Below are 19,417 nucleotides of genomic sequence, written 5' to 3' on the forward strand. Positions count from 1 at the left end.
TGAAAGGACAAGCTTATGAGAAAGCCCGGACTGGCGATTGTCGGACTAGGTCCGGCGTCATTGCCGCATGCGCGCAGTCTCATGGATTTGCGGGATCAGGTTGAGGTCGTCTGGGCGGTTAGCCGCTCGCGCGAGCGTGCTGAAGAATTTGCCAGAACCTTTCCGTTTCCCACAACAACCGATATGGACGCAGCCATTACAGATCCGAGCGTGGATATCGTGCTGATCCTGACACCGGCCAGTTCGCATCTCGATATTACCGAACGTGCCTTGGCTGCGAAAAAGCACGTGCTGGTGGAAAAGCCGCTCGATATAACCATAGAGCGGGGGGAAAAAATGGTGGAGCTTGCACGCCGCTCGGGCCTGACCTTTGGTGTCGTACTTCAGCATCGCTTTCGAGCATCCAGCGCACGCATTCGTGCGGTGATTAACAATAGTGAATTGGGCACGATAGAGGCTGCGGCTTTGCGTGTGCCATGGTGGCGGCCACAGTTTTATTATGATTTGGCAGGGCGTGGCAGTCTGGCACGCGATGGCGGTGGTGTTCTGCTTTCACAGGCTATTCATGCGCTTGATATGTTTCGCTCTCTGTTGCCGGTTCGTGAGGTTGTCGCATCACGCATACACACCACGGCATTGCATCGCATGGAAACCGAAGATCATGTAACCGCGCTGATGACACTGGAAAACGGCGCGCCAGCGTCGCTGCTTGCGACGACCGCGGCTTTCCCCGGTTATCCCGAGACGCTTGAAATTACAGGCTCCACCGGCTCGGCTCATATGACGGCAGGCGATCTGAAATTGACGTGGCTGGATGGGCGGGAAGAATATATCGCCTCGGAAGGCAAATCTGGTAGCGGTGCCAATATCATGGATTTTCCCCATGATGCGCACCGCGCATTAATCAGCGATTTCCTCGGTGCCATTCGTGACAGGCGTGATCCGATGGTGACTGGCGAAGAAGCTCTGGCTACCCATCGTCTGATCGGACAGATTATTCGCGCTGATCCTTCCTGCCAACAGCCCGTTTAGAGCGGGCTCCGATAGGACTTATGCTCTAGAACATTTTAAGCTGTAGCAACGGCCCAAAAATCGTTTTCGATTTTTGGGCCGTTGTCGTTTAGTCCGTCGATTGCTTTGAACGCGCGACAATCTGTGTCGGGTTGACAAACCGCAACGCCAGCAACAACCAGACCAGTGTGGTGATCATGTAAATGACCGCCATGGCATCGATGGATTGAACGGCCCGAACACCCGAAGCAAATACCGAATAATAAAGTGCGACGACGAGCGTCTGACTGGTTGGCCCCGAGGTCAGGAATGTCAGTTCAAACATGGCGACGGTTCGGACGAGCACGAGCAGCAATGCGGCAAGAATTCCCGGCAACAGCATCGGCATCAATACATAACGAAAAAGCTGAAATGTATTGGCGCCAAAAACGCGCGCTGCTGATTCCACTTTAGTATCAATCTGCTCGATGAACGGGATCATCACCAGAATGACGAAAGGCACCGTTGGCACCAGATTGGCCAGCACCACCCCCCAGAAGGTCCCGCCGACCCCAGCCTGATAGAGCACTGTTGCCAGAGGAATACCAAAGGTAATCGGCGGCACCAGAAGCGGTAGCAGAAAGAGCAGCATCACCAGCCTTTTTCCGGGAAAGTCACGCCGAGCCAATGCATATGCCGCTGTCACTCCGATCAGACCCGACAGAGCGACAACCGTGAAGACGATCTGGAATGTGACAACCAGAATATGGCCTAATTGAAATTCCGCCCATGCGGTAAAATACCATTTCACCGTCAGGGCATTGGGCAACCATGTGCCCAACCAACGGGTGCTGAATGAAGAAAGGACAACCGTTGCAATCATCGCCAGAAGATTGACGATGAAGAAGGCGACAACCACCCAGACGGCGGTAATCCAGAGTTTGGAGCCAATTGTTGTATCGCGTATCATGGTCAGCCCTTTCCGCCCGCTGTGGAACCTCGGTAAAACAGACCGCGCAGCCCGAGTACCGCCACAACAATGGCAAGCTGTACAAAGGCCATGATCATGGCGATTGCTGAAGCCATTGAGTAATCATATTGCTCGAATGCAGCCTGATAGGCTGCGATGGAAATAACGCGGGTTGCACCGGCGGGCGCACCAAGAAGAATGGCGGATGGGAACACCGCGAAAGCCAGGACGAACGACAGGCAGAAGGTGATCGCTAGCCCCGGCATCAACAGGGGAAGCGTGACATGGCGAAAGCGCTGCCAGCTTTTCGCACCATGCGTTGCAGCTGCCTGCTCCAGTGCCGGGTCAATTCCTGTCACGTAGGAAAGTGTGAGGAGAAACGTAAACGGAAAGCCTGTGATAATAAGCGAAGCGAATACACCCCAGTAATTATTGGTGAGCTTCAAAGGCCGGTCGATTGCACCGAACAACATCAATGTACGGCTAAACCAGCCTTGCGGTCCCAGATAGTTCAACAGGCCTTCAGCCACGAGGACAGTGCCGAGTGTAACCGGCAGCACCAGAATGGTGGTCAACAGACGCTGATTTCTCATCAGTCGGACACGAAAGGCGATAGGCAGTGCCAGAGCCAGACTGATCAGCGTGACCGGAACAGCCAGCCAAAGCGTTGTCTTTATCGTATCGTAGAGAAACGGATCAGAAAAAAACTTCTGATAATTGGCCAGCCAGCCACCTTCACGTGGCGTGAATGACAAAACCAGACCATAGGCGAACGGGTAGATGAAAACTGCCAGCAGGAAAATGACGGCTGGCAGGATCAAGAGCGTGACACCATCAAATCCGCGCAGGGCAAGACGCTGACGTAATGACAGCTTTTCATCATAGCTGGTGGGTTGTGTTACCATCTCTAACCTCCCGCTGCAAAGACGAGAGCGTAACTGGCATCGACTGCCAGTGAAATCGTGCTGCCCAGTTCTGCACTTTGCGGTGCATGAAACACCAGCTCCTGCCCTTCGGCTGTGCGTGCGGTTCCAACAAATTCCCGACCTCTGTATTCGATGGTTTCCACAACGGCGTCGATATGGTTATCCGAGCGTTCGCCGGCGGCTACATCGTCAGGTCTTGCCGCAACAATCGCATTTTGTCCGACTTCAAGCGATTGACGCGCAATGCCGCTTAGCGTGGATTTTCCAACAGCAATGGACACACGATCGCCATTCACGGCTGTGACAGGACCCGTCAGTCGATTTCGATAGCCCATGAATTCTGCGACATCGAGATGGTCAGGCCGCTGATAAAGGTCGCTTGGCTCCCCGACCTGGCGAATCTGGCCGTCGCGCAGGACCACAATGCGGTCGGCAAGCGACAAGGCTTCGTCCTGATCATGCGTCACGTAAATTGTCGTCGCGCCAAGCTGGTTGTGAATGCGGCGGATTTCCGCGCGCATTTCAAGCCTCAGCTTGGCATCGAGATTGGATAAAGGCTCATCCATCAGAACCAGTGGCGGTTCGATGACGATGGCGCGCGCGATGGCGACACGTTGCTGCTGACCGCCAGAAAGCTGCCCCGGCAGCTTATCGCCCTGGCCCTGAAGCCGGACGAGATTGAGTGCTTCTTCAACGCGCCGGGCCATTTCCGCCTTGGGTGTGCCACGCATTTTCAGGCCGAATCCGATGTTCTGCCGCACACTCATATGCGGAAAAAGTGCATAGTTCTGGAAGACCATGCCAAACCCGCGATCCTCGGGTTTTAAGGTGTCAATGCGCTTATCATCGAGAAAAATGCCACCCCCCGTGGTCGACAGAAGACCTGCAATACAATTGAGTGCAGTGGATTTTCCGCAGCCCGAAGGCCCGAGCAGGGCGATGAATTCTCCCTTGCGAATGGATAATGTGACGTCTTTTAATGCGTTATGGGCACCGAAGGAACGGCTCATGCGATCGAGCCGGATTTCATTAAATTCTGACGACGCAAGCAGCATCTATCGACCTCGCTTCTGTGCGCCAACCGGTCCTGGCCGATTGGCGCAAGGTATGACCTTATTTTTTCAGACTTGCGACTTCTTCGTCCCAGCGGCGGAATGCGACGACCATTGAAGACGGATCAAGTGGCAGTTCGACGGGATTATTGGCAATCCAGTCGGCGTATTCCGGACGCCCATATTCGGCGATCGCATCCTGGCTTGATTGCGGAGCCATGCTCAAAGGAACATCCTTTACCGCAGGGCCGGGATAGAAATAGCCTTCATCATAGGTGTAGGCCTGTTGTTCCGGGGTCAAAAGGAAACTCATCAGATCGAGCAGAACTGCGAGCTTTTCGTCGGAAACACCCTTCGGAACGGCCATGAATTGTGCGTCAGCCACCCAATGGAAACCATCGAATTTTGATACGGCAGCCTCTTTGGGCACCACTCCGAGAACTCGCGGATTGATGTCCCAACCTGTGGTCGTGACCGTCATGTCGCGTGTGCCTTCGCCCAGTTCCTTCATCAGGGCACCCGTGCCAGTCGGATAATATTCGACGTGCTTGTGTAGCTCTTTCAGATATTCCCAAGTCTTGTCCCAGCCCTTGACCGGATCTTTCGGATCACTGTCGCCCAGCAGGTATGGTAATCCCATCAGGAATGTGCGGCCTGGCCCGGAATTAGCGGGGCGCGCATAAATAAACTTGTTTGGATTTTGTTTGGTCCAGTCAAGCAATTCCGATGCGGTTTTCGGCACGGTCTTGACGCGGTCGGGCATATATTCGAGCAACGGCCCGGATGGATAGTAGGTAACGACGACCCCGTGATCCTGCCCGAAGGCCAGCATGCGATGCGCCGGTTCAAGATAAATGGATGCCAGATCCGGCAATCCATCGGAATGATCCGGCAGAAGTTTGACCCAAAGATCCATCTCCAGCCCTGCGGCCAGCGCATCAGCGCCTGTGAGAACCAGATCGATATCAAGCCGGTTCGCGGCTTGTTGCGCCTTCAGCTTGCCCGGAAGTTCCGGTGCCGGAGCCTTGGTGAAATTGATCCTTGAAACGAGTTCGGACTTGGCAGCAGCGTAATTTTCAATGGCTTTCTGTGTCAGGGCGAGGTTACCCGCCACATCCACGATGTTGATGTAAATCGGCGAAGTCGGCAAGGCCAGTCTCGATTGAGCAAAAACACGTGTGGCTGGTAACGTTGCGACAGCCGCAAGCCCGCCGAGGGCCTGTCTGCGTGATATTTTAAAAATGGTTTTTCTCCCTCTTATTGGACGCAGAACCACTGCGTTCCTCCTGCCAGTGTATGCGCCTTTAAATTTAATATACTAATCTATCAGTGTATCATGCAAGCGCTTTTGCATGTTCCGCAACGCAGTATGCCGCTCCTTTTTGCATTAGTTTTGTCAGGACTTTCAGAATTACCGAGCGGAATTCGCTGTTTAACGGCAGATCGGTTCCGAAAATCTGCTCAAGCGATAAATAGGCGTTCAGCAGTTCAGAAGGCGAAGTTTTGCCCATTATTCTCGTCCGGATGATTTCATTCAGTGGGTCACGCACATCAATGGGGCGGCCCTGCTCGTCTGTTCCGCTTGCATAGCGCATCCACCCCGCGACGCCGAAAGCCAGGTGCTCGAATGATTGCTTTTGTTCAATACGAACCCGGATTGTGTTGAGCAGGCGCTGCGGCAGTTTTTGCGATCCGTCCATAGCAATCTGCCATGTGCGGTGATGTAATGCCGGGTTGCGGAAACGCTCTCGTAAATCGGCTTTATAGTTGTGCAGATCAAATCCCGGCAATCGCGGGAGGGTGGGTGTCACATCCTCATCCATCAGCGCTTCAATAAGCGCTGAAAAGCCTTCGCCTTGCATGGCGTCCGATACGGTTTCATGGCCGGCAAGATAGCCAAGATAAGCCAATGTCGAATGACTTCCGTTGAGGAGACGTAACTTCATCAATTCGAAGACGGAAACGTCATCGACGAAGGTGACGCCAAACTTCTCCCAATCCGGTCGACCGGTTGGGAAATCGTCCTCCACAACCCATTGCGAGAACGGTTCGGTGACGATTGGCCAATTGTCTTCAAGACCCGTCAGATTCGCTACAAGCAAGCGATCGGCATCTGTTGTTGCAGGCACAATCCGGTCCACCATTGTCGATGGGAACGAAACGTGCTCGGCAATGAAGGCACCGAGCCCGGCATCGCACAGCTCGGCATAGCGGGTGACAACGCTTTTCAAGGTTTGGCCATTGGCCGGGAGATTGTCGCAAGAGAGCAGCGTGAAGGGGGCGATCCCGGCTTCGCGACGACGTCGCAGCGCTTCGACAATAAAACCCGGTGCGGAACGTGGCGCGTGAGGATGATCGAGATCGTGCACGATATCGGCATGCTTTTCATCCAACGTTGCCGTGGCTGGCTGGTAGCAATAGCCTTTTTCCGTTACCGTCAGGGAGACGATGCGGACATCTGCATCGCTCATGATGCGAAGGACCGCTTCCGGGTTTTCGGGTGCGACCAGAACCTTCCGGATGCTGCCGATGACGCGCAACTGTTCACCACCCCCGTCGCGGACAGCGAGTGTATAAAGACCGTCCTGCACTTCGAGTGCATCGCGTGTATCGGCATTGCGCAACGATACGCCGGTAATGCCCCAGTCTTTATCGCCGCTGGCTAAAACATCATCCGTATAAACGGCCTGATGCGCGCGATGGAAGGCACCAATCCCTAAATGAACGATACCGGTTTTAACAGCGTGTCGGTCATAGTCGGGTCTGGAGACCTCCTTCGCTGCAAGGTGTAAAGTATCATCGGAAAGGCAAAACTTCTCGACCAGCGTCATGTTGATTAACTCCAGAGTACACGCTGAAAATCAAAGCTTGTAAGCTTTCTTGGCAAGGCGATAGCTCAGATCGATTGCCACTTCACGCGCTTCGTCTTCGTCCAGCCGATGATCGGCCACCAGACGCGCAAGATAGGCGCAATCAACACGACGGGCCATATCGTGCCGAGCCGGGATCGACAGATAAGCACGCGTGTCATCGTTAAAGCCCACGGTATTGTAGAAACCGGCGGTTTCTGTCGTGAGTTCACGATAGCGGCGCATACCTTCGGGGCTGTCATAGAACCACCACGCGGGACCGAGGCGCAGGGCCGGGTAATGTCCGGCCAAAGGTGCAAGCTCTCTGCTATAGCTGGTTTCATCCAGCGTGAAGACGATCAATGTGAGGCGAGTATCGTTGCCATAGGCATCCAGTAGCGGCTTCAATTCCTCCACATAACCGGTTGCACGCGGAATATCGGCACCCTTATCGGGACCAAAACGGCTGAACAGCGGTGCGTTATGGTTTCGGAATGAGCCGGGGTGAATCTGCATAACCAGTCCATCGTCAATACTCATGCCTGCCATTTCGGTCAGCATCTGAGCGCGGAACAGTTCGGCATCTTCTGGAGATGCACCACCTTTGAAAACACGGTCGAACAATATGCGGGCTTCAGCAATGGAAAGGTTTGCGGTACGGGCTGTGGGATGGCCATGATCTGTTGATGTCGCTCCACGAGCGATGAAATACTGGCGGCGGATGCGGTGTGCTTCCAGATATCCGTCATAATCGGCTTGTGTGCCTGCGAGAGCCAGCAGGGTTTCGACATTGGTCCGGAAATCTGCCCGCGATGCATCTATAACCGCATCGGGGCGATATGCTGGCACGACACGACCATGCCAGCCCGACTTCAGGATGGTATCATGCGCTGCGAGGTCATCGGTGGCGGCATCTGTTGTTGAAATGACTTCGATTTTGAACTGATCGTAAAGCGCACGCGGCCGCATGGACGGATCGCCCAGCCGCTCTGCGATCTGATCATAAATCCGGTCAGCATTTTCGCTGTTCAACCGCTCCGTGATACCAAATATTGTTTCCAGAGAATGTTCGAACCACAGCCGCGAAGGTGTTCCACGGAACAGCGGCCAATGGCTGGCGAATAGCTGCCAGATTTTTCGGCCATCGGTTTCGACAGGTCCACCATCAACACGCGATACGCCAAGGCTTTCAAGGTTGATCCCTTGTGAAAACAGCATACGGAAAATGTAGTGGTCGGGCTTTACAAACAGGCTCGCCGGATCCGGAAAGGCTTCATCGCGCGCATACCAGATCGGATCCGTATGGCCGTGCGGCGATATGAGCGGCAGGTTTTCCACCTCGGCAAAAAGCCGGCGGGCTATGGAGCGTGCATCGGGTTCGATCGGAAAAACTCGATCCGGATGAAGAGACATGATCTGACCTCGCTGTGTTTATTGGTGTTGCATCACCCGAAATCAGGGCGCTCAAAGCATGTCTCTCAAAAGTTGGGGCCGTCTCTGCAGGTGGGCCAGTCCTCTGGGCTGGTGTTTGATCATGCTTCGATGGGATAAGACATGCGTAAGAACAAAGCTTAATGCGTGTCTTATGGGTACGATATAATGCGAAATGCTTTAGCTGAATTGAAAACGGCGAACTGCTGGACCCGAGACGTCGTCCCGGCCATTGATTTTGTGCCCCCGACAGGGAAGTCACGTAACCGGTAAACAGCTCCAAACCAGAAATTAAATCCAGGCTTGGCCGACATGAACTGGCCGGAACTCCAAACGAAATAAATTTCCCCCGGGCTCGATCCTGAAACTTTCTCGGTCGATGATGCGATTCATAATGCCTCCTCCCGGCAAGGGTCATCCCAAGACTTTTTTGCATAAAATCTGCATGAGCCTTGGCGAACAGTAAAGAATAATATATTAGTATGTCAACCGAAGTTAATGACTCTTCTGCAACGATTCTTGCGTATGAATGACGGGGTTTAATTTTGGGGCGATTTCCAATCGCGAGGGGCTATGGACAGAACAGGATATGAAAACGACAGTGCAAAAGCCAAAAGCCAAATCAACTGCCTCTCTTTCGCAACAGTCTGGAGCAGGCCTGGCTGCCTCCGCGCGACGGATCAGTGCCGGACGCATTACCACGGCCACTGTAATCTATCGTGAATTACACACGTCTATCGTGTCCATGCAGCTGACGCCTGGAACCCCGCTGAATGAAAAGGCTCTGACCGAACAATTCGGCGTCAGTCGCACGCCGGTGCGAGAGGCAATCATACGTCTGGTCGAGGATGGACTGGTCGATGTCTTTCCGCAGTCAGGGACATTTGTTGCGCGAATTCCTGTTGCCCTGATCCCCGAGGCTGTGATTATTCGTCAGGCGCTGGAAGGCGCCACCACAGAACGTGCCGCAACGTCTGCTACAAGTGGAGACATCGATCTTCTGGACGAAATACTGGCGCGGCAAAGTTTTTTTGCCGAACGACAGAATCTGGGCTCTTTCCATGAAGCCGACGATGCCTTTCATGAAGCGATTGCATCCATTGCCCATCACCCCGGCATCTGGCAGTTTCTCAAGCCGGTCAAAGTGCAGATCGATCGCGCGCGCCGCATGACCGTGCCCGCTTTGGGCCGCATGACACAGGTCATTGCCGAACACAAAATTATCCGTAACGCTATTGAAAGCCATGATGTAACTGCGGCCTGTGCTGCAATGAAGCATCATCTGAGTGCGGTGAAGCCGGACATTGATGAACTAAGAAAAAGCAATCCGGATTCCTTTATTTAAAGCAAGGAGCATTCGTTTTGCAATGTGAAGGTTTCGTGGATTTGAATGTAAACAACTGGATCATGACACGAGTAGACTGAGTTTCCTGCCAATTCTTATCTGGCATTTAAACATTGAGGGTGGAGAACAAAATTGCGTCAAGCGTGGAGATGGTTTGGGCCAAAGGCTGGTGTTTCACTCGATGCCGTACGACAGGCCGGTGCAACTGATATCGTGTCTTCACTGCATGAGGTGCCAATTGGACGGGCCTGGACGTCGACTGAGGTTCGGGAGCGTAAATCACTGATCGAAAACACGCCTGCGGGACGTACGCCACTACGCTGGTCGGTTGTTGAAAGCATTCCCATTCCTGACGCCGTCAAACGTCTGGGTGGTGAAGCCAAACAGGAAATCGCTGCCTGGATGGCTAGCATGGAGGCCTTGGCGGAGAACGACATTCGCGTCATCTGTTACAATTTCATGCCTGTGGTCGATTGGTGCCGGACCGATCTCGATTATGTGACCCCGACTGGGGCGACGGCAATGCGTTTCGATCACAACATGATTGCCGTGTTTGATCTGCATATTCTGCAAAGAAAGGGAGCGGAGGCGGAGTATTCAGCAGACGATCGTGCCATTGCGCGCCGACTCTTTGAGGCTATGGATGATGCGGCAATTGCCAGCCTTGTCTATAATATAGCCAGTGCTTTGCCGGGGTCCACGACCGAGCCGCTGACAGTTCCGGCATTTCGCGAAAAGCTCGAAGCCTATGCTAGTATAGATGCGGATCGCCTGCGCCGAAACCTGATTGAATTTATGGAGGCAGTAACACCGGCGGCGGAGGAGCTTGGTGTGAAATTGACTTTGCATCCCGACGATCCGCCGCGTCCGCTGTTCGGCTTGCCGCGCGTAGCCTCGACCGAAGCTGATTATGCAGCCTTATTCGATGCTGTTCCGTCCGCTTCCAATGGCATGTGTTTTTGTACGGGAAGTCTTGGCGTCCGCGCTGATAATGATTTGCCGGCCATGGCAAAGCGCTTCGCTTCCCGCATTCATTTCTCGCATTTGCGAGCAACCATGCGTCAAGGCGATGGACGCAGCTTCTTTGAGGCGGCGCATCTGGAAGGGGATGTGAATATGGTCGCGGTGTTACGCGTATTGCTGGCTGAGGATCGAAAGCGCGACAGCGTTGCGTCGATCATCTTTCGTTCGGATCATGGACATCGCATGCTGGACGATCTGGAAAAGGAAGTGACGCCGGGTTATCCCGCGATTGGTCGCTTGCGGGGGTTGGCGGAATTGCGCGGTATCATCCACGCACTGGATGCGGCTGAAGGCACAGCCGTTTCTGCTTGAATGTGATGAGGTGAATGGTGTGATTGGCCGAATCGTCGGTGGCATTGACCCCAATGATGTCATTGCCGCCGACGTATATTCGCTGCCGAATAGCGTGATGGCGAGTGCAACTTTACCGTCTCACGGGTCAATGTATTGCGCAAACAGCGCGTGCCTCTTTGAGCAGCTCGCCTAGCCATCCCTCCGACAGCTGGAACGGCGCAGTTGCCACCAGACCGGTAGGCAAGACGCCCCATAGCGACACGATCATGACTTCGCCGCGAACATATTGAGTCCAGAAACCGGACCTTGGGGGCTTCGATAAAAATCACGAGCCTATTGTCGGACCATCCTCATAGCCTGGCCATTCGTTATCCGGGATATCCCTGAAACTGCCGCCTTCGACGCCATCAATTTCATACTTCGTCAGGAAGCTGCCGAGCGTATGACCGAAATCGTCAGACCGCTTCTGGTGCTTTCCTTCTTCTATAAGACTTGGAAGGAACGAAACGATCACACCGACACCTGCCGCTGCCCAACCGAGCGCACCGGCAAAGACCGGAACAATATTCGGCACCTTACTGATAAGATTAGGCAGCAAGGCATTTCCCAATCCCCATGCCCCCTCTACCATGGACGCCAATCCGGCCATCGCACCGATCGAGCCGGACGTAATACCTAGCGCTCCTGTAACCGTATCGCCGTTTCTGATCGACTTGACGCCATCGAAAATACCGTAAGCTCCCATGGCAGCGCCTGCCGCACCGCCAAGCCCCTTGGCACCCTCCTCGAATTTCTTGGCAAGACTCGCCCTCTTGTCATACAAAGGGGACTTGTTGGCCTTGGAATCCTGTGCGGAAAGGTTTTCTGGAGAGACGTCATCCAACAAAGACCCCACACTATTCATGAGGTCATCGTCAAGCTTGTCCTTCAAACCCTTCAGATACTGCGAATACCCCTTCATTCCCCCTTCAGTCAGTACCGTCGCCGTTTGGACAGAACCGGCGATTATGTTCACATAATCCTTCGGTTGCAGTTCTCCATTGGTTCCGACGCCTCTGGAAATAGTCATGCCTGCCAGAAAAAGACCGCTGACGCCGTGCAGCACGCCCTTATCATAAGCTCCTTTGGCATTCTTGTTCGGATCGAGGTTTTCAAGTGATCCCGTCTTATCCAGCGTTTTCGTGCCTTGGCGATAGACATCCCACGTTGCCCGGAAGCCCCCGAGAATCTGGTCAGGTGTCGCAGCCTTTCCGTTCTCATTGACGAAAAGCTCCGGATTTTCCTTGGCAACTTCCGCGATATATTCCTTTACCTTTTTTTCATCGAGCTCATCACCACCATTGACGCCGAAAGCCTTCTTCATATCATCGAAGGATGCGTCCTTAAGAATATTCTCATTACCGATCTTGGAGAAGTTCTCTTCCAGCTTGTCATCGAGTTTTCCGGTAAATTCAGAATCAAGCGCGGCGTTATAGAGACCAACCTCCATGTTGTAGACGCTTGCCGCCGCCTCGAAGGAATTGTCCTTGAGAAGCTCTTTCAGTCGGTCGCCGGAAACAAGCTTGTTCTCGTAGAAATCCTTGAAGTCCCCTTCATGGTCGGATTTCTTGATTGCGTCCTTAATGTCTTCAGGCTTTTTAATATCGAGGGCACCCTGATAGGACTGCGCCGTACCGAGGAATTCAGCAAGAACGGCCTGCTGCTCAACCTTGCCGTCTTTCATATTCGTATCCCACGACTTGTTAAGAGCCTTTCCGCTCTTGATTTCATCGTCGTAGGTCTTCTGAACGGCTTCCTTCAGCCCCTTGTTATCTGCCACAAGGTCCTTCAAAGCGCCCGCGGTTTTCTCGCTCAGGGTCTTGGTGACTTCCTTGTCGTCCTGAAGAATCTTTATGTGTTTGTTGAGATCATCGAAAACCTTTTCCTTGTCCGGGTGGACACGGGCACGATTGGCGATGGAAACCTTGGAATAATCATCTTTCCACATACCAGCGGAAGCGCCATCAACCATCAATTGCTGGGCCTGCTGCAAGTCCTGAAGAACGGCAGCTTTTTCCTCGTTCGAGTAATTGCCCGGATTTTCAAAAACATCATTGCCGAGTTTGCTGGTGTCGATGTCCGAAAGCGCGCTGCGTTGTGCTGCATCGGAAAGGAATGTCATCAGTGAAGAGGCGTCTTTTGGGGCGGACTTGCTCAGCCAGCTCTGCAAGTCGCCCTTGCTGAGATCACCATCCGGCCGCTGAGCCAGTGAATGCTTGGCATTATCGATGATATTGAACGCGCCCGACTGCGACCAGAAATCGAGTGCTTCCTTGGCCTCATCACTCAGCCCTTTGGCTGTATTCTTATAGCGCTGCAATGCATCAGCATCGAGATTGCCGCCCGCTCCTGCTTTTTCGCGGATCGTGTCATAGTTTTCTTCCAGGATGGCCGCATATTTTGCGACCTGCTTCGAGCCTTCGTCGGCGTCCTTGTTCGCCTTTATATAATCTTTGTAGCTCTTGGCATCTTCGCCCTTGCCCTTGATGGAGGAAACGTCGCCAAGATCGCCCTTGAGAGAGTCAAAACCGTATTTGCCAAAATCCTGTAGGCGACCCGCTTCGGTATTAGGCTCTGCCTCACGTGATGTGGTGAAACCGTTTATTTTTCCGTTGCCGACACTGCCGCCGGTAATTTCCTTGCCCTTACTGTCAAACTGTTCGACATGCCTGAGAACCTGCGTCGCACGATAGGCAGCATCGGCATCATTATAAAAGTCGCCCACCCTCTCCTTTAGCATATCGCGCACGCCGCTGTGATCGCCCAGTTCTTTCAAAAGAGGGTCGCCGTTCACAATGTCCTTTGCAGATCGCTTGTCATCTTTCGTGCGCTCCCATTCAATACCGAGGGCTTCGGCCTTCTTGCGCTCTTCCTTGTTGTTGCCCGCATCCTTGAAATCGTTCAGCTTACCCTTGAGATTGGAAAAACCATATTTGCCGAAATCCTGAAGGCGACCAGCCTCAGTATTAGGTTCCGCCTCGCCGCTGTTGGTGAAACCGTTGATCTTGTGATCACCGACATCGCCACCAACCTGCCGCTTGCCATCTTTATCAAATTTTTCGATATGATCGAGGACCTGCGTCGCGCGATAGGCTGCATTGGCATCCTTCTCGAAATCACCGACCTGTTCCTTGAGCATTGCCTTGACGTCGCTCTGGTTGCCGAGCCCCTTGAGCAGACGATTACTATCAATGATATCCTTGGCAGAGCGGTCATCGCCTTTTGGGCGCTCCCATTTAATCCCCAAATCCTCCGCCTGTTTGCGGGCTTTTGGATCATCCGCAGCTGAAACATTGTTCAGCTTGCCCTTGAGATTGGAAAAACCATATTTGCCGAAATCCTGAAGGCGGCCTGCTTCCGTGTTCGGCTTTGCCTCTTTACCTTTGGTAAAACCGTTAATCTCGCCGTTGTTGATGTCGTTGCTTGCGAGACGATTTCCCTTGGCATCAAATTTTTCGACGTGTTCGAGAACCTGCGCGGCACGATAGGCTGCATCAGCATCCTTTTCGATATCCCCTCCGACCCGCTGCTCCAGCGAATCCTTCACGCCGCTCTGATTGCCGAGGTTTTTCAGAAGTGGCGTATCGTCGATGATCTCCTGAGCGGAGCGCTTGTCATCAGCCGGTTTTTCCCAACGGATACCCGCGTCCTTGGCATCCTTTTCAGCCTGTTTCCATGCCTCGGTATTATTCGGATCAACCGATTTCGGATCTACCGGGCTCGAAGCTGACGAATTGACCTTGGCCATGGAAAATCTCCTCGAAATTTTTAGTTTTCAATCAGGTTGATAACGTTCTGGCGCACTGCCGTGCCGGGCGATTGCACGAAGTGCTCCCGCCGTCACCGGCAGGAGCACTTCGAAAAATCAGTTCTGAGCACGTTGCTTGGTAGCGTCGAGTTCGGTCTTGCTCTCAGTGGTCAGCTCGGTGATCTTGGCCGATTTCTCGATCGCTCGGTTGAAGCTTTCTTCCATATTCGCAATAGCTTCGATGGACGTGCCAGCAAGCCCCCCTTGCGCCGCCCATTCAAAATTCCATGAACCCGAAAGGCCATCTGCACCGGCCACGTCGTGGGTTTCGATTGCCGTGAATACATCAGGATGACGCTGCATATAGGCCGCAGCGGCTGAAACTTCGGCAGGCACATCCCCGGAAGCATTACGGGCAAGCGCTGCAAGCTCATCCGCATTAATGGCGGATTTGCCTTTTTCCTTCATGTAATCAACCATGATCTGGCTCGATTTTGAAATATTGAGCTTTTCATCGAAGGTCAGTGCTGACGTATTCTGATTAGCCTGACTTAGATTTGCAGGCGACAAGGTGATGGACATGGGACCCCTTCCTTCCATTTCTGTTGACTGAGATGATCTGTTGATTGCGCCTAAGCCCCTTACGAAGCTCAGTAAGTTTCATTGCCAGCCGGGTAACCGTCGGGCATGGAGCTTCCCTGATTGAGAAGGTCCTCATAGAAATTGACTTTCTCGACGTAGTTCTTGGTGCCGAAGCCGGTCGTCGATATCGTGTGATCGGATGGATCGACCGAGAGCGGTCCCGAATTATAGGCACGCAGAGCCAGATCCCAGTCGCCGAACTGGTCGTATTGCTCTTTCAGATAGAGCGCACCAGCCATGATGTTGTTTTTAGGGTCGGAGGCCTCACCAGTCACCAGATCGGGATGCTGTGCCTTCAAAGCGGCGAAGGTTTCGGAATTGATCTGCATGAGGCCGGAGTCGGTCTGCCCGTTCTCGCCATTGATGGTTCCAGCCGAAGCCACGCCCTTGGATTCATCCCAAATGACAGCGGCCAGCAGATTGGCGGGCACACCCGTTGCATCCGAAGCGGCCAGAATATCCTGACGATAGGGCTGAAGACTTTCATTCAACCCGGCGCTGAGTGATCCTGACTGCGTTGCCTTGTCGAGCGCATTAGATACTGGCGCACCATCTTTATCGACAAATTTCACGTCATTGCCTGGTTTGGGGCCGGGGTCGGTCTCGGCATGGGCATTTGTACTGCCGGGCGTTTCGCTTTTTCTGGCGCTATCTTGCGGCACCTCAATACCCATTGCCTGCATGGTTATGCGGGCCTGCTGAAGTTCATTATCAAAATGCTCGCGCAATGCCGGATCTGTCGCCGCGTCGCGCCGTTCCGCACGGTCTGCGTAAAATCCCTCCCAGCCTGAAAGCTGCGATCCCACTTTCATTGCGTGCTCCTCAATAAGGCGCTTGAATGCCCCTTAACCCACACATGATGTTGACGCCCGGCATCTCGCCCGGATCGGCCATTCAATATCAACGAAAGGAAAAGTGGCTCGGACGGCAACCGCCCGAGCCACTTCAATTAGTTCTGCGGACGCTGCTTGGTAGCGTCGAGTTCGGTCTTCTTTTCAGTCGTGATTTCAGTGATCTTGGCTGACTTTTCGATAGCGGCATCGAAAGCAGCTTCCATCTTTGAGATCGCGGCATCAGCACCGCCACCGGATGCAGGAGTAACGCTCGACATCGTTGTGTCTCCATTCGTTGAGCAAAGTTAAAATATCGCGCAAGCGCGCTTTGAACCGCAGAGCCTCAAGAAGTCTCCGGCACTGACAATATATAAATACGTTCTCAAAAAATTAAGTGACGATTTAATGAATATATCTATACAGATTTGCTACATACTAAGTTTACTTTTGCATAATTACTTAATGCCATATGAAGTATATTCACGTATAAATTAAACTTAATGGCCATAAATGTATTTATTTAATTCAAATTTTGAAATAAATAAATATACATCATGTTTTTTTAATATTATAGCTCTATTAACATGGAACTTGGATCTAGATCATCAAATCCAATGAGAGCGGGCGAATATTCAATAATATATTGCCCATTCAAGAACGCGAGAAGCTGTTGAAACAGCCGCCCATGCGCCTCCATATGCGCGAAGTTTTCAAGTGCCGTCCAGTTGTGGGCGAGCATTGCCCCATGATCGATTCGGCTACGATCAGCCAGAAAAGCGGCACGCGGGGCATCGAAGCCAATATCTGTCAGCACAAGCTTTATCGCGTCTAGTTCGACCTTGGCGTTTTCACCACCCATGCGCAATGCTGCGATCTGGTTAATCTCACGCAGTGCCGTGCGACTGGCAGCGATGGAACCGAAAACACTTTCGCTTGCGATAAATTGCTGTTGAACGCTCCGCAGCCCGTCATCAAGCGAAGAAGATGCGAGATCACGCAGCACTCTCAACGCCTCCACGCCAACTTGCTCGATCCGGTCCAGCCGGGGTGCAAGATTTTCGATCAAGTTCGGCTGCGATCCGACAAAGTCGACCAGCGCAATCAGTGCTGCATCTGTGCGGGCTGCGCGCCACGATGCCCAGTCCATCAGCAAAGGTCCGAGACATTGCAGAACAGCCCGGTGCGCTTCATCGACCCGTTCCCCAAGGCGTGAAAAGCCCGCGACCATCAAAGCACGCAGAGACGGCGCACGGGAGCGGCGCTCCCCTTCTTCATGTGCCAGCGCCGCAGCCACCATCAGCGCCAGCTTGATGCCCGCGCCGGCTCCGATTGCCTGTGCCAGACCTGTGAAGACAGTATTGTCGTTCGGCGTTGCCGATGCAAGCACGACCGAGCCGATATCCTGCATAAGGCGCATCGTTGAAGGACTGCGCGGATCCTTGTCGATGGCTGCTGAAAGATGCGCGACTGCCAGCGCAGTTCGCACAGTGCGCTGCTTCTCGTCCACCTTTCCTGCTGGCAGATCGCCACAGGATTTTTCAAGAACGCTAGCAACCAAAGCGCTGGAATTATCGAGGAACAGCGAGATTTCACTGGCAGGAAGCGAACGGACAGCAGCGTGCAGTTCCTGCGCAGCCATCTGTGCACCGGCTGAGACCAGAATACGCTCGACCTTGACCGCTGCGGGGTCACTGCCGCCAATCCGCGCTTGGGATAAAGGAGACATATTGGTGGCTGTCGTCAGGACGGGCCGTATTTGGGTGCGTGCCGGGGGCGCTCCCACCACCGCAGGCGTAGCGAGCTGAACATGGCGCAGCTTTTCTCCATTGCGGTTTTCCCTGAGCGCACCAGCAATCGGGGATGCCGGTAGGGGGTAAGGCTGAGCCGAGATTTCACTTTTGGCTGTGTCACCTGTGCCGCTCTTGTCAGCGGAAACAGGCGCTTTGTTTTCCTTTGCTGGAGGTGGAGAATACGGTGGTTGTTTGGCTCCCGCCTTGGGCTGTGGTTGCGTGTTTTGGGGCGATGGCCGGTCTGTTCTCGGACGTGCCTCCGGCGGTTCGCGGCCATTGTCGGGATTTTCGATCTGCAACCAGTTGTGCTGGCTGGCATTATCGAGAAGTTCACGGGTCAATGCCGTCAAACCATCGAGTATGCGCGGAACGAAATCACTCATGGCGTCGGGCCTTCCTTTGTCACGAAAGCACGCAGGGTTTCAAACGTGCCGCCAAGATCGGCTATCTGGCCGAATAGCAACGGCATAAGGAACACGAGATAAAGAACGATCAGCAATGAAAAGAGAAGATTTTTGACCGCCAATGAGAGGTCAAACACATGCAGTTGCGGCGCCATGCGCGACAGAAAGGCCAGCATGATGTCGGCAATCAGGATGGCAATGACCAGCGGCGCGATAAGGATAACGCCGATCTGCATGATACGGTCGAGCACGTGAAGGATCGAGACAAAAGCGCCCGGATCAAGAACCGGCGTAAAACTTGCGGCCGGCCATAATTCATAGCTGCGATAGAAGCCGTCGAGCAGAAATAGAAATCCGCCCGACATGAAGAACAGCGCGATGAGACAGACGGTGAGAAGCGTGGCCGTTACAGACGATTCACCCGCTGCCAGTGGGTCAAGCAGCTGCGACATGGTCGAGCCACGTTGAAGGTCAATGAGATCGCCTGCGACTTCCGCCGCCCAGAAGGGGATGCCAAAGGCAAGACCGATAAGTGCTCCGACCACCATTTCCTTGATGATGAGGCCGGTGAGATCAAAGCTCGTCGGCTGACCGGTCATGGACAGCATGGTGAAGACCTGCGGGATCATCGGCAGGGAAATGGCAAAGGCGACGGCAGCACGGATCATGCCGGTGAGGCCAAGCCGCATGAAGGCAGGCGTCAGCATGATCATGCCGAGTGCGCGCGCAACGGCAACGGCGGATGCGGCCAAGAGCGGATAGGCAAATTCGGTAATTGCCGCTGTGATGGCTGCAAGATTCATCGCTCATCTACCGCGTCAGCGACGGGAAGGTGTCGAGCGAGTGGCTGGCAAGAGTACCGACCTGTGCTGCCAGAAGCGGGCCTGCGAAGATCAGCACCAGCATCACGGCGACGAGCTTGACCGCCTGTGGCAGCGTCTGGTCCTGAATCTGCGTCAATGCCTGCAACAGACCAACACTCACACCGATGATGATCGCAATGCCGAGTGCGGGCGCGGAGACGAGAAGCACCGTCACCAGCGCCTGGTTCATCTCGTTGAGAAAGACCTCCTGCCCCATC

At 53.6% G+C, this 19,417-nt stretch carries 16 protein-coding genes; 3 read left to right on the forward strand and 13 right to left on the reverse strand.

Annotated features, from left to right (window positions below; all coding sequences use genetic code 11):
- Positions 1 to 15 precede the first annotated feature (15 nt).
- Positions 16 to 1,032, forward strand: coding sequence for a Gfo/Idh/MocA family oxidoreductase (locus AAIB41_RS15825; RefSeq protein WP_343314983.1), 1,017 nt, complete (start codon positions 16 to 18; stop codon positions 1,030 to 1,032).
- A gap of 88 nt (positions 1,033 to 1,120) precedes the next feature.
- On the opposite strand, the gene AAIB41_RS15830 is transcribed toward AAIB41_RS15825, so the two are convergent.
- The 6 genes from AAIB41_RS15830 to uxaC all read right to left on the reverse strand — a co-directional run bounded on the left by AAIB41_RS15830 (position 1,121) and on the right by uxaC (position 8,200).
- Complete coding sequence (locus tag AAIB41_RS15830; protein ID WP_343314984.1) at positions 1,121 to 1,960, reverse strand: ABC transporter permease subunit; 840 nt, start codon at positions 1,958 to 1,960, stop codon at positions 1,121 to 1,123.
- A gap of 2 nt (positions 1,961 to 1,962) precedes the next feature.
- Positions 1,963 to 2,865: a sugar ABC transporter permease gene (locus AAIB41_RS15835; protein ID WP_343314985.1), complete on the reverse strand. Its 903-nt coding sequence runs from the start codon at positions 2,863 to 2,865 to the stop codon at positions 1,963 to 1,965.
- Positions 2,866 to 2,867: 2 nt separating this feature from the next.
- Entirely contained in the window at positions 2,868 to 3,941 is a 1,074-nt protein-coding gene (locus tag AAIB41_RS15840) for an ABC transporter ATP-binding protein (protein WP_343314986.1), read from the reverse strand.
- A gap of 58 nt (positions 3,942 to 3,999) precedes the next feature.
- Positions 4,000 to 5,181 (reverse strand): extracellular solute-binding protein, encoded by a 1,182-nt coding sequence (locus AAIB41_RS15845; protein ID WP_343316104.1) that lies wholly within the window; start codon positions 5,179 to 5,181, stop codon positions 4,000 to 4,002.
- Between the two features lie 91 nt (positions 5,182 to 5,272).
- Entirely contained in the window at positions 5,273 to 6,769 is a 1,497-nt protein-coding gene (locus AAIB41_RS15850; RefSeq protein WP_343314987.1) for a mannitol dehydrogenase family protein, read from the reverse strand.
- Positions 6,770 to 6,799: 30 nt separating this feature from the next.
- Positions 6,800 to 8,200: a glucuronate isomerase gene (gene uxaC, locus AAIB41_RS15855; RefSeq protein WP_343314988.1), complete on the reverse strand. Its 1,401-nt coding sequence runs from the start codon at positions 8,198 to 8,200 to the stop codon at positions 6,800 to 6,802.
- 607 nt (positions 8,201 to 8,807) lie between these two features.
- On the opposite strand from uxaC, the gene AAIB41_RS15860 reads away from it, so the two are divergent.
- Positions 8,808 to 9,563: a GntR family transcriptional regulator gene (locus AAIB41_RS15860; protein ID WP_343314989.1), complete on the forward strand. Its 756-nt coding sequence runs from the start codon at positions 8,808 to 8,810 to the stop codon at positions 9,561 to 9,563.
- Between the two features lie 132 nt (positions 9,564 to 9,695).
- Entirely contained in the window at positions 9,696 to 10,898 is a 1,203-nt protein-coding gene (gene uxuA / locus AAIB41_RS15865; RefSeq protein WP_343314990.1) for a mannonate dehydratase, read from the forward strand.
- A gap of 307 nt (positions 10,899 to 11,205) precedes the next feature.
- Here uxuA and AAIB41_RS15870 read toward each other — a convergent pair whose 3' ends face one another.
- From AAIB41_RS15870 to AAIB41_RS15900, 7 genes are all read right to left on the reverse strand, one after another.
- On the reverse strand, positions 11,206 to 14,667 hold the full coding sequence (locus AAIB41_RS15870; protein ID WP_343314991.1) for a type III effector HrpK domain-containing protein: 3,462 nt from the start codon (positions 14,665 to 14,667) through the stop codon (positions 11,206 to 11,208).
- A 117-nt stretch (positions 14,668 to 14,784) separates the two neighbouring features.
- Positions 14,785 to 15,249, reverse strand: a complete 465-nt coding sequence (locus AAIB41_RS15875; protein ID WP_343314992.1) for a hypothetical protein — start codon at positions 15,247 to 15,249, stop codon at positions 14,785 to 14,787.
- 68 nt (positions 15,250 to 15,317) lie between these two features.
- Positions 15,318 to 16,121 (reverse strand): transglycosylase SLT domain-containing protein, encoded by an 804-nt coding sequence (locus AAIB41_RS15880; RefSeq protein ID WP_343314993.1) that lies wholly within the window; start codon positions 16,119 to 16,121, stop codon positions 15,318 to 15,320.
- 137 nt (positions 16,122 to 16,258) lie between these two features.
- A complete protein-coding gene (locus AAIB41_RS15885; RefSeq protein WP_167873995.1) occupies positions 16,259 to 16,420 on the reverse strand; it encodes a hypothetical protein in 162 nt (53 codons plus the stop codon).
- 290 nt (positions 16,421 to 16,710) lie between these two features.
- On the reverse strand, positions 16,711 to 18,315 hold the full coding sequence (locus AAIB41_RS15890) for a hypothetical protein (protein ID WP_343314994.1): 1,605 nt from the start codon (positions 18,313 to 18,315) through the stop codon (positions 16,711 to 16,713).
- A complete protein-coding gene (sctT, locus tag AAIB41_RS15895; RefSeq protein ID WP_343314995.1) occupies positions 18,312 to 19,139 on the reverse strand; it encodes a type III secretion system export apparatus subunit SctT in 828 nt (275 codons plus the stop codon). Before sctT ends, AAIB41_RS15890 begins: the two co-directional genes overlap by 4 nt.
- Before the next feature lie 7 nt (positions 19,140 to 19,146).
- Entirely contained in the window at positions 19,147 to 19,416 is a 270-nt protein-coding gene (locus AAIB41_RS15900; protein WP_343314996.1) for a flagellar biosynthetic protein FliQ, read from the reverse strand.
- Between the last annotated feature and the right edge of the window lies 1 nt (position 19,417).

It is taken from the genome of Brucella sp. BE17 (assembly GCF_039545455.1).
Classification (GTDB): Bacteria; Pseudomonadota; Alphaproteobacteria; order Rhizobiales; family Rhizobiaceae; genus Brucella.

Bases quoted from the DNA above. Each gene is read 5' to 3' on its own strand.
- AAIB41_RS15880 (WP_343314993.1), bottom strand. From the start codon at position 16,121: ATGAAAGTGGGATCGCAGCTTTCAGGCTGGGAGGGATTTTACGCAGAC.
- AAIB41_RS15900 (WP_343314996.1), bottom strand. From the start codon at position 19,416: ATGGGGCAGGAGGTCTTTCTCAACGAGATGAACCAGGCGCTGGTGACG.
- AAIB41_RS15830 (WP_343314984.1), bottom strand. From the start codon at position 1,960: ATGATACGCGATACAACAATTGGCTCCAAACTCTGGATTACCGCCGTC.
- sctT (WP_343314995.1), bottom strand. From the start codon at position 19,139: ATGAATCTTGCAGCCATCACAGCGGCAATTACCGAATTTGCCTATCCG.
- AAIB41_RS15825 (WP_343314983.1), top strand. From the start codon at position 16: ATGAGAAAGCCCGGACTGGCGATTGTCGGACTAGGTCCGGCGTCATTG.
- AAIB41_RS15885 (WP_167873995.1), bottom strand. From the start codon at position 16,420: ATGTCGAGCGTTACTCCTGCATCCGGTGGCGGTGCTGATGCCGCGATC.
- AAIB41_RS15870 (WP_343314991.1), bottom strand. From the start codon at position 14,667: ATGGCCAAGGTCAATTCGTCAGCTTCGAGCCCGGTAGATCCGAAATCG.
- AAIB41_RS15835 (WP_343314985.1), bottom strand. From the start codon at position 2,865: ATGGTAACACAACCCACCAGCTATGATGAAAAGCTGTCATTACGTCAG.
- AAIB41_RS15850 (WP_343314987.1), bottom strand. From the start codon at position 6,769: ATGACGCTGGTCGAGAAGTTTTGCCTTTCCGATGATACTTTACACCTT.
- AAIB41_RS15840 (WP_343314986.1), bottom strand. From the start codon at position 3,941: ATGCTGCTTGCGTCGTCAGAATTTAATGAAATCCGGCTCGATCGCATG.
- uxaC (WP_343314988.1), bottom strand. From the start codon at position 8,200: ATGTCTCTTCATCCGGATCGAGTTTTTCCGATCGAACCCGATGCACGC.
- AAIB41_RS15890 (WP_343314994.1), bottom strand. From the start codon at position 18,315: ATGAGTGATTTCGTTCCGCGCATACTCGATGGTTTGACGGCATTGACC.
- AAIB41_RS15875 (WP_343314992.1), bottom strand. From the start codon at position 15,249: ATGTCCATCACCTTGTCGCCTGCAAATCTAAGTCAGGCTAATCAGAAT.
- AAIB41_RS15860 (WP_343314989.1), top strand. From the start codon at position 8,808: ATGAAAACGACAGTGCAAAAGCCAAAAGCCAAATCAACTGCCTCTCTT.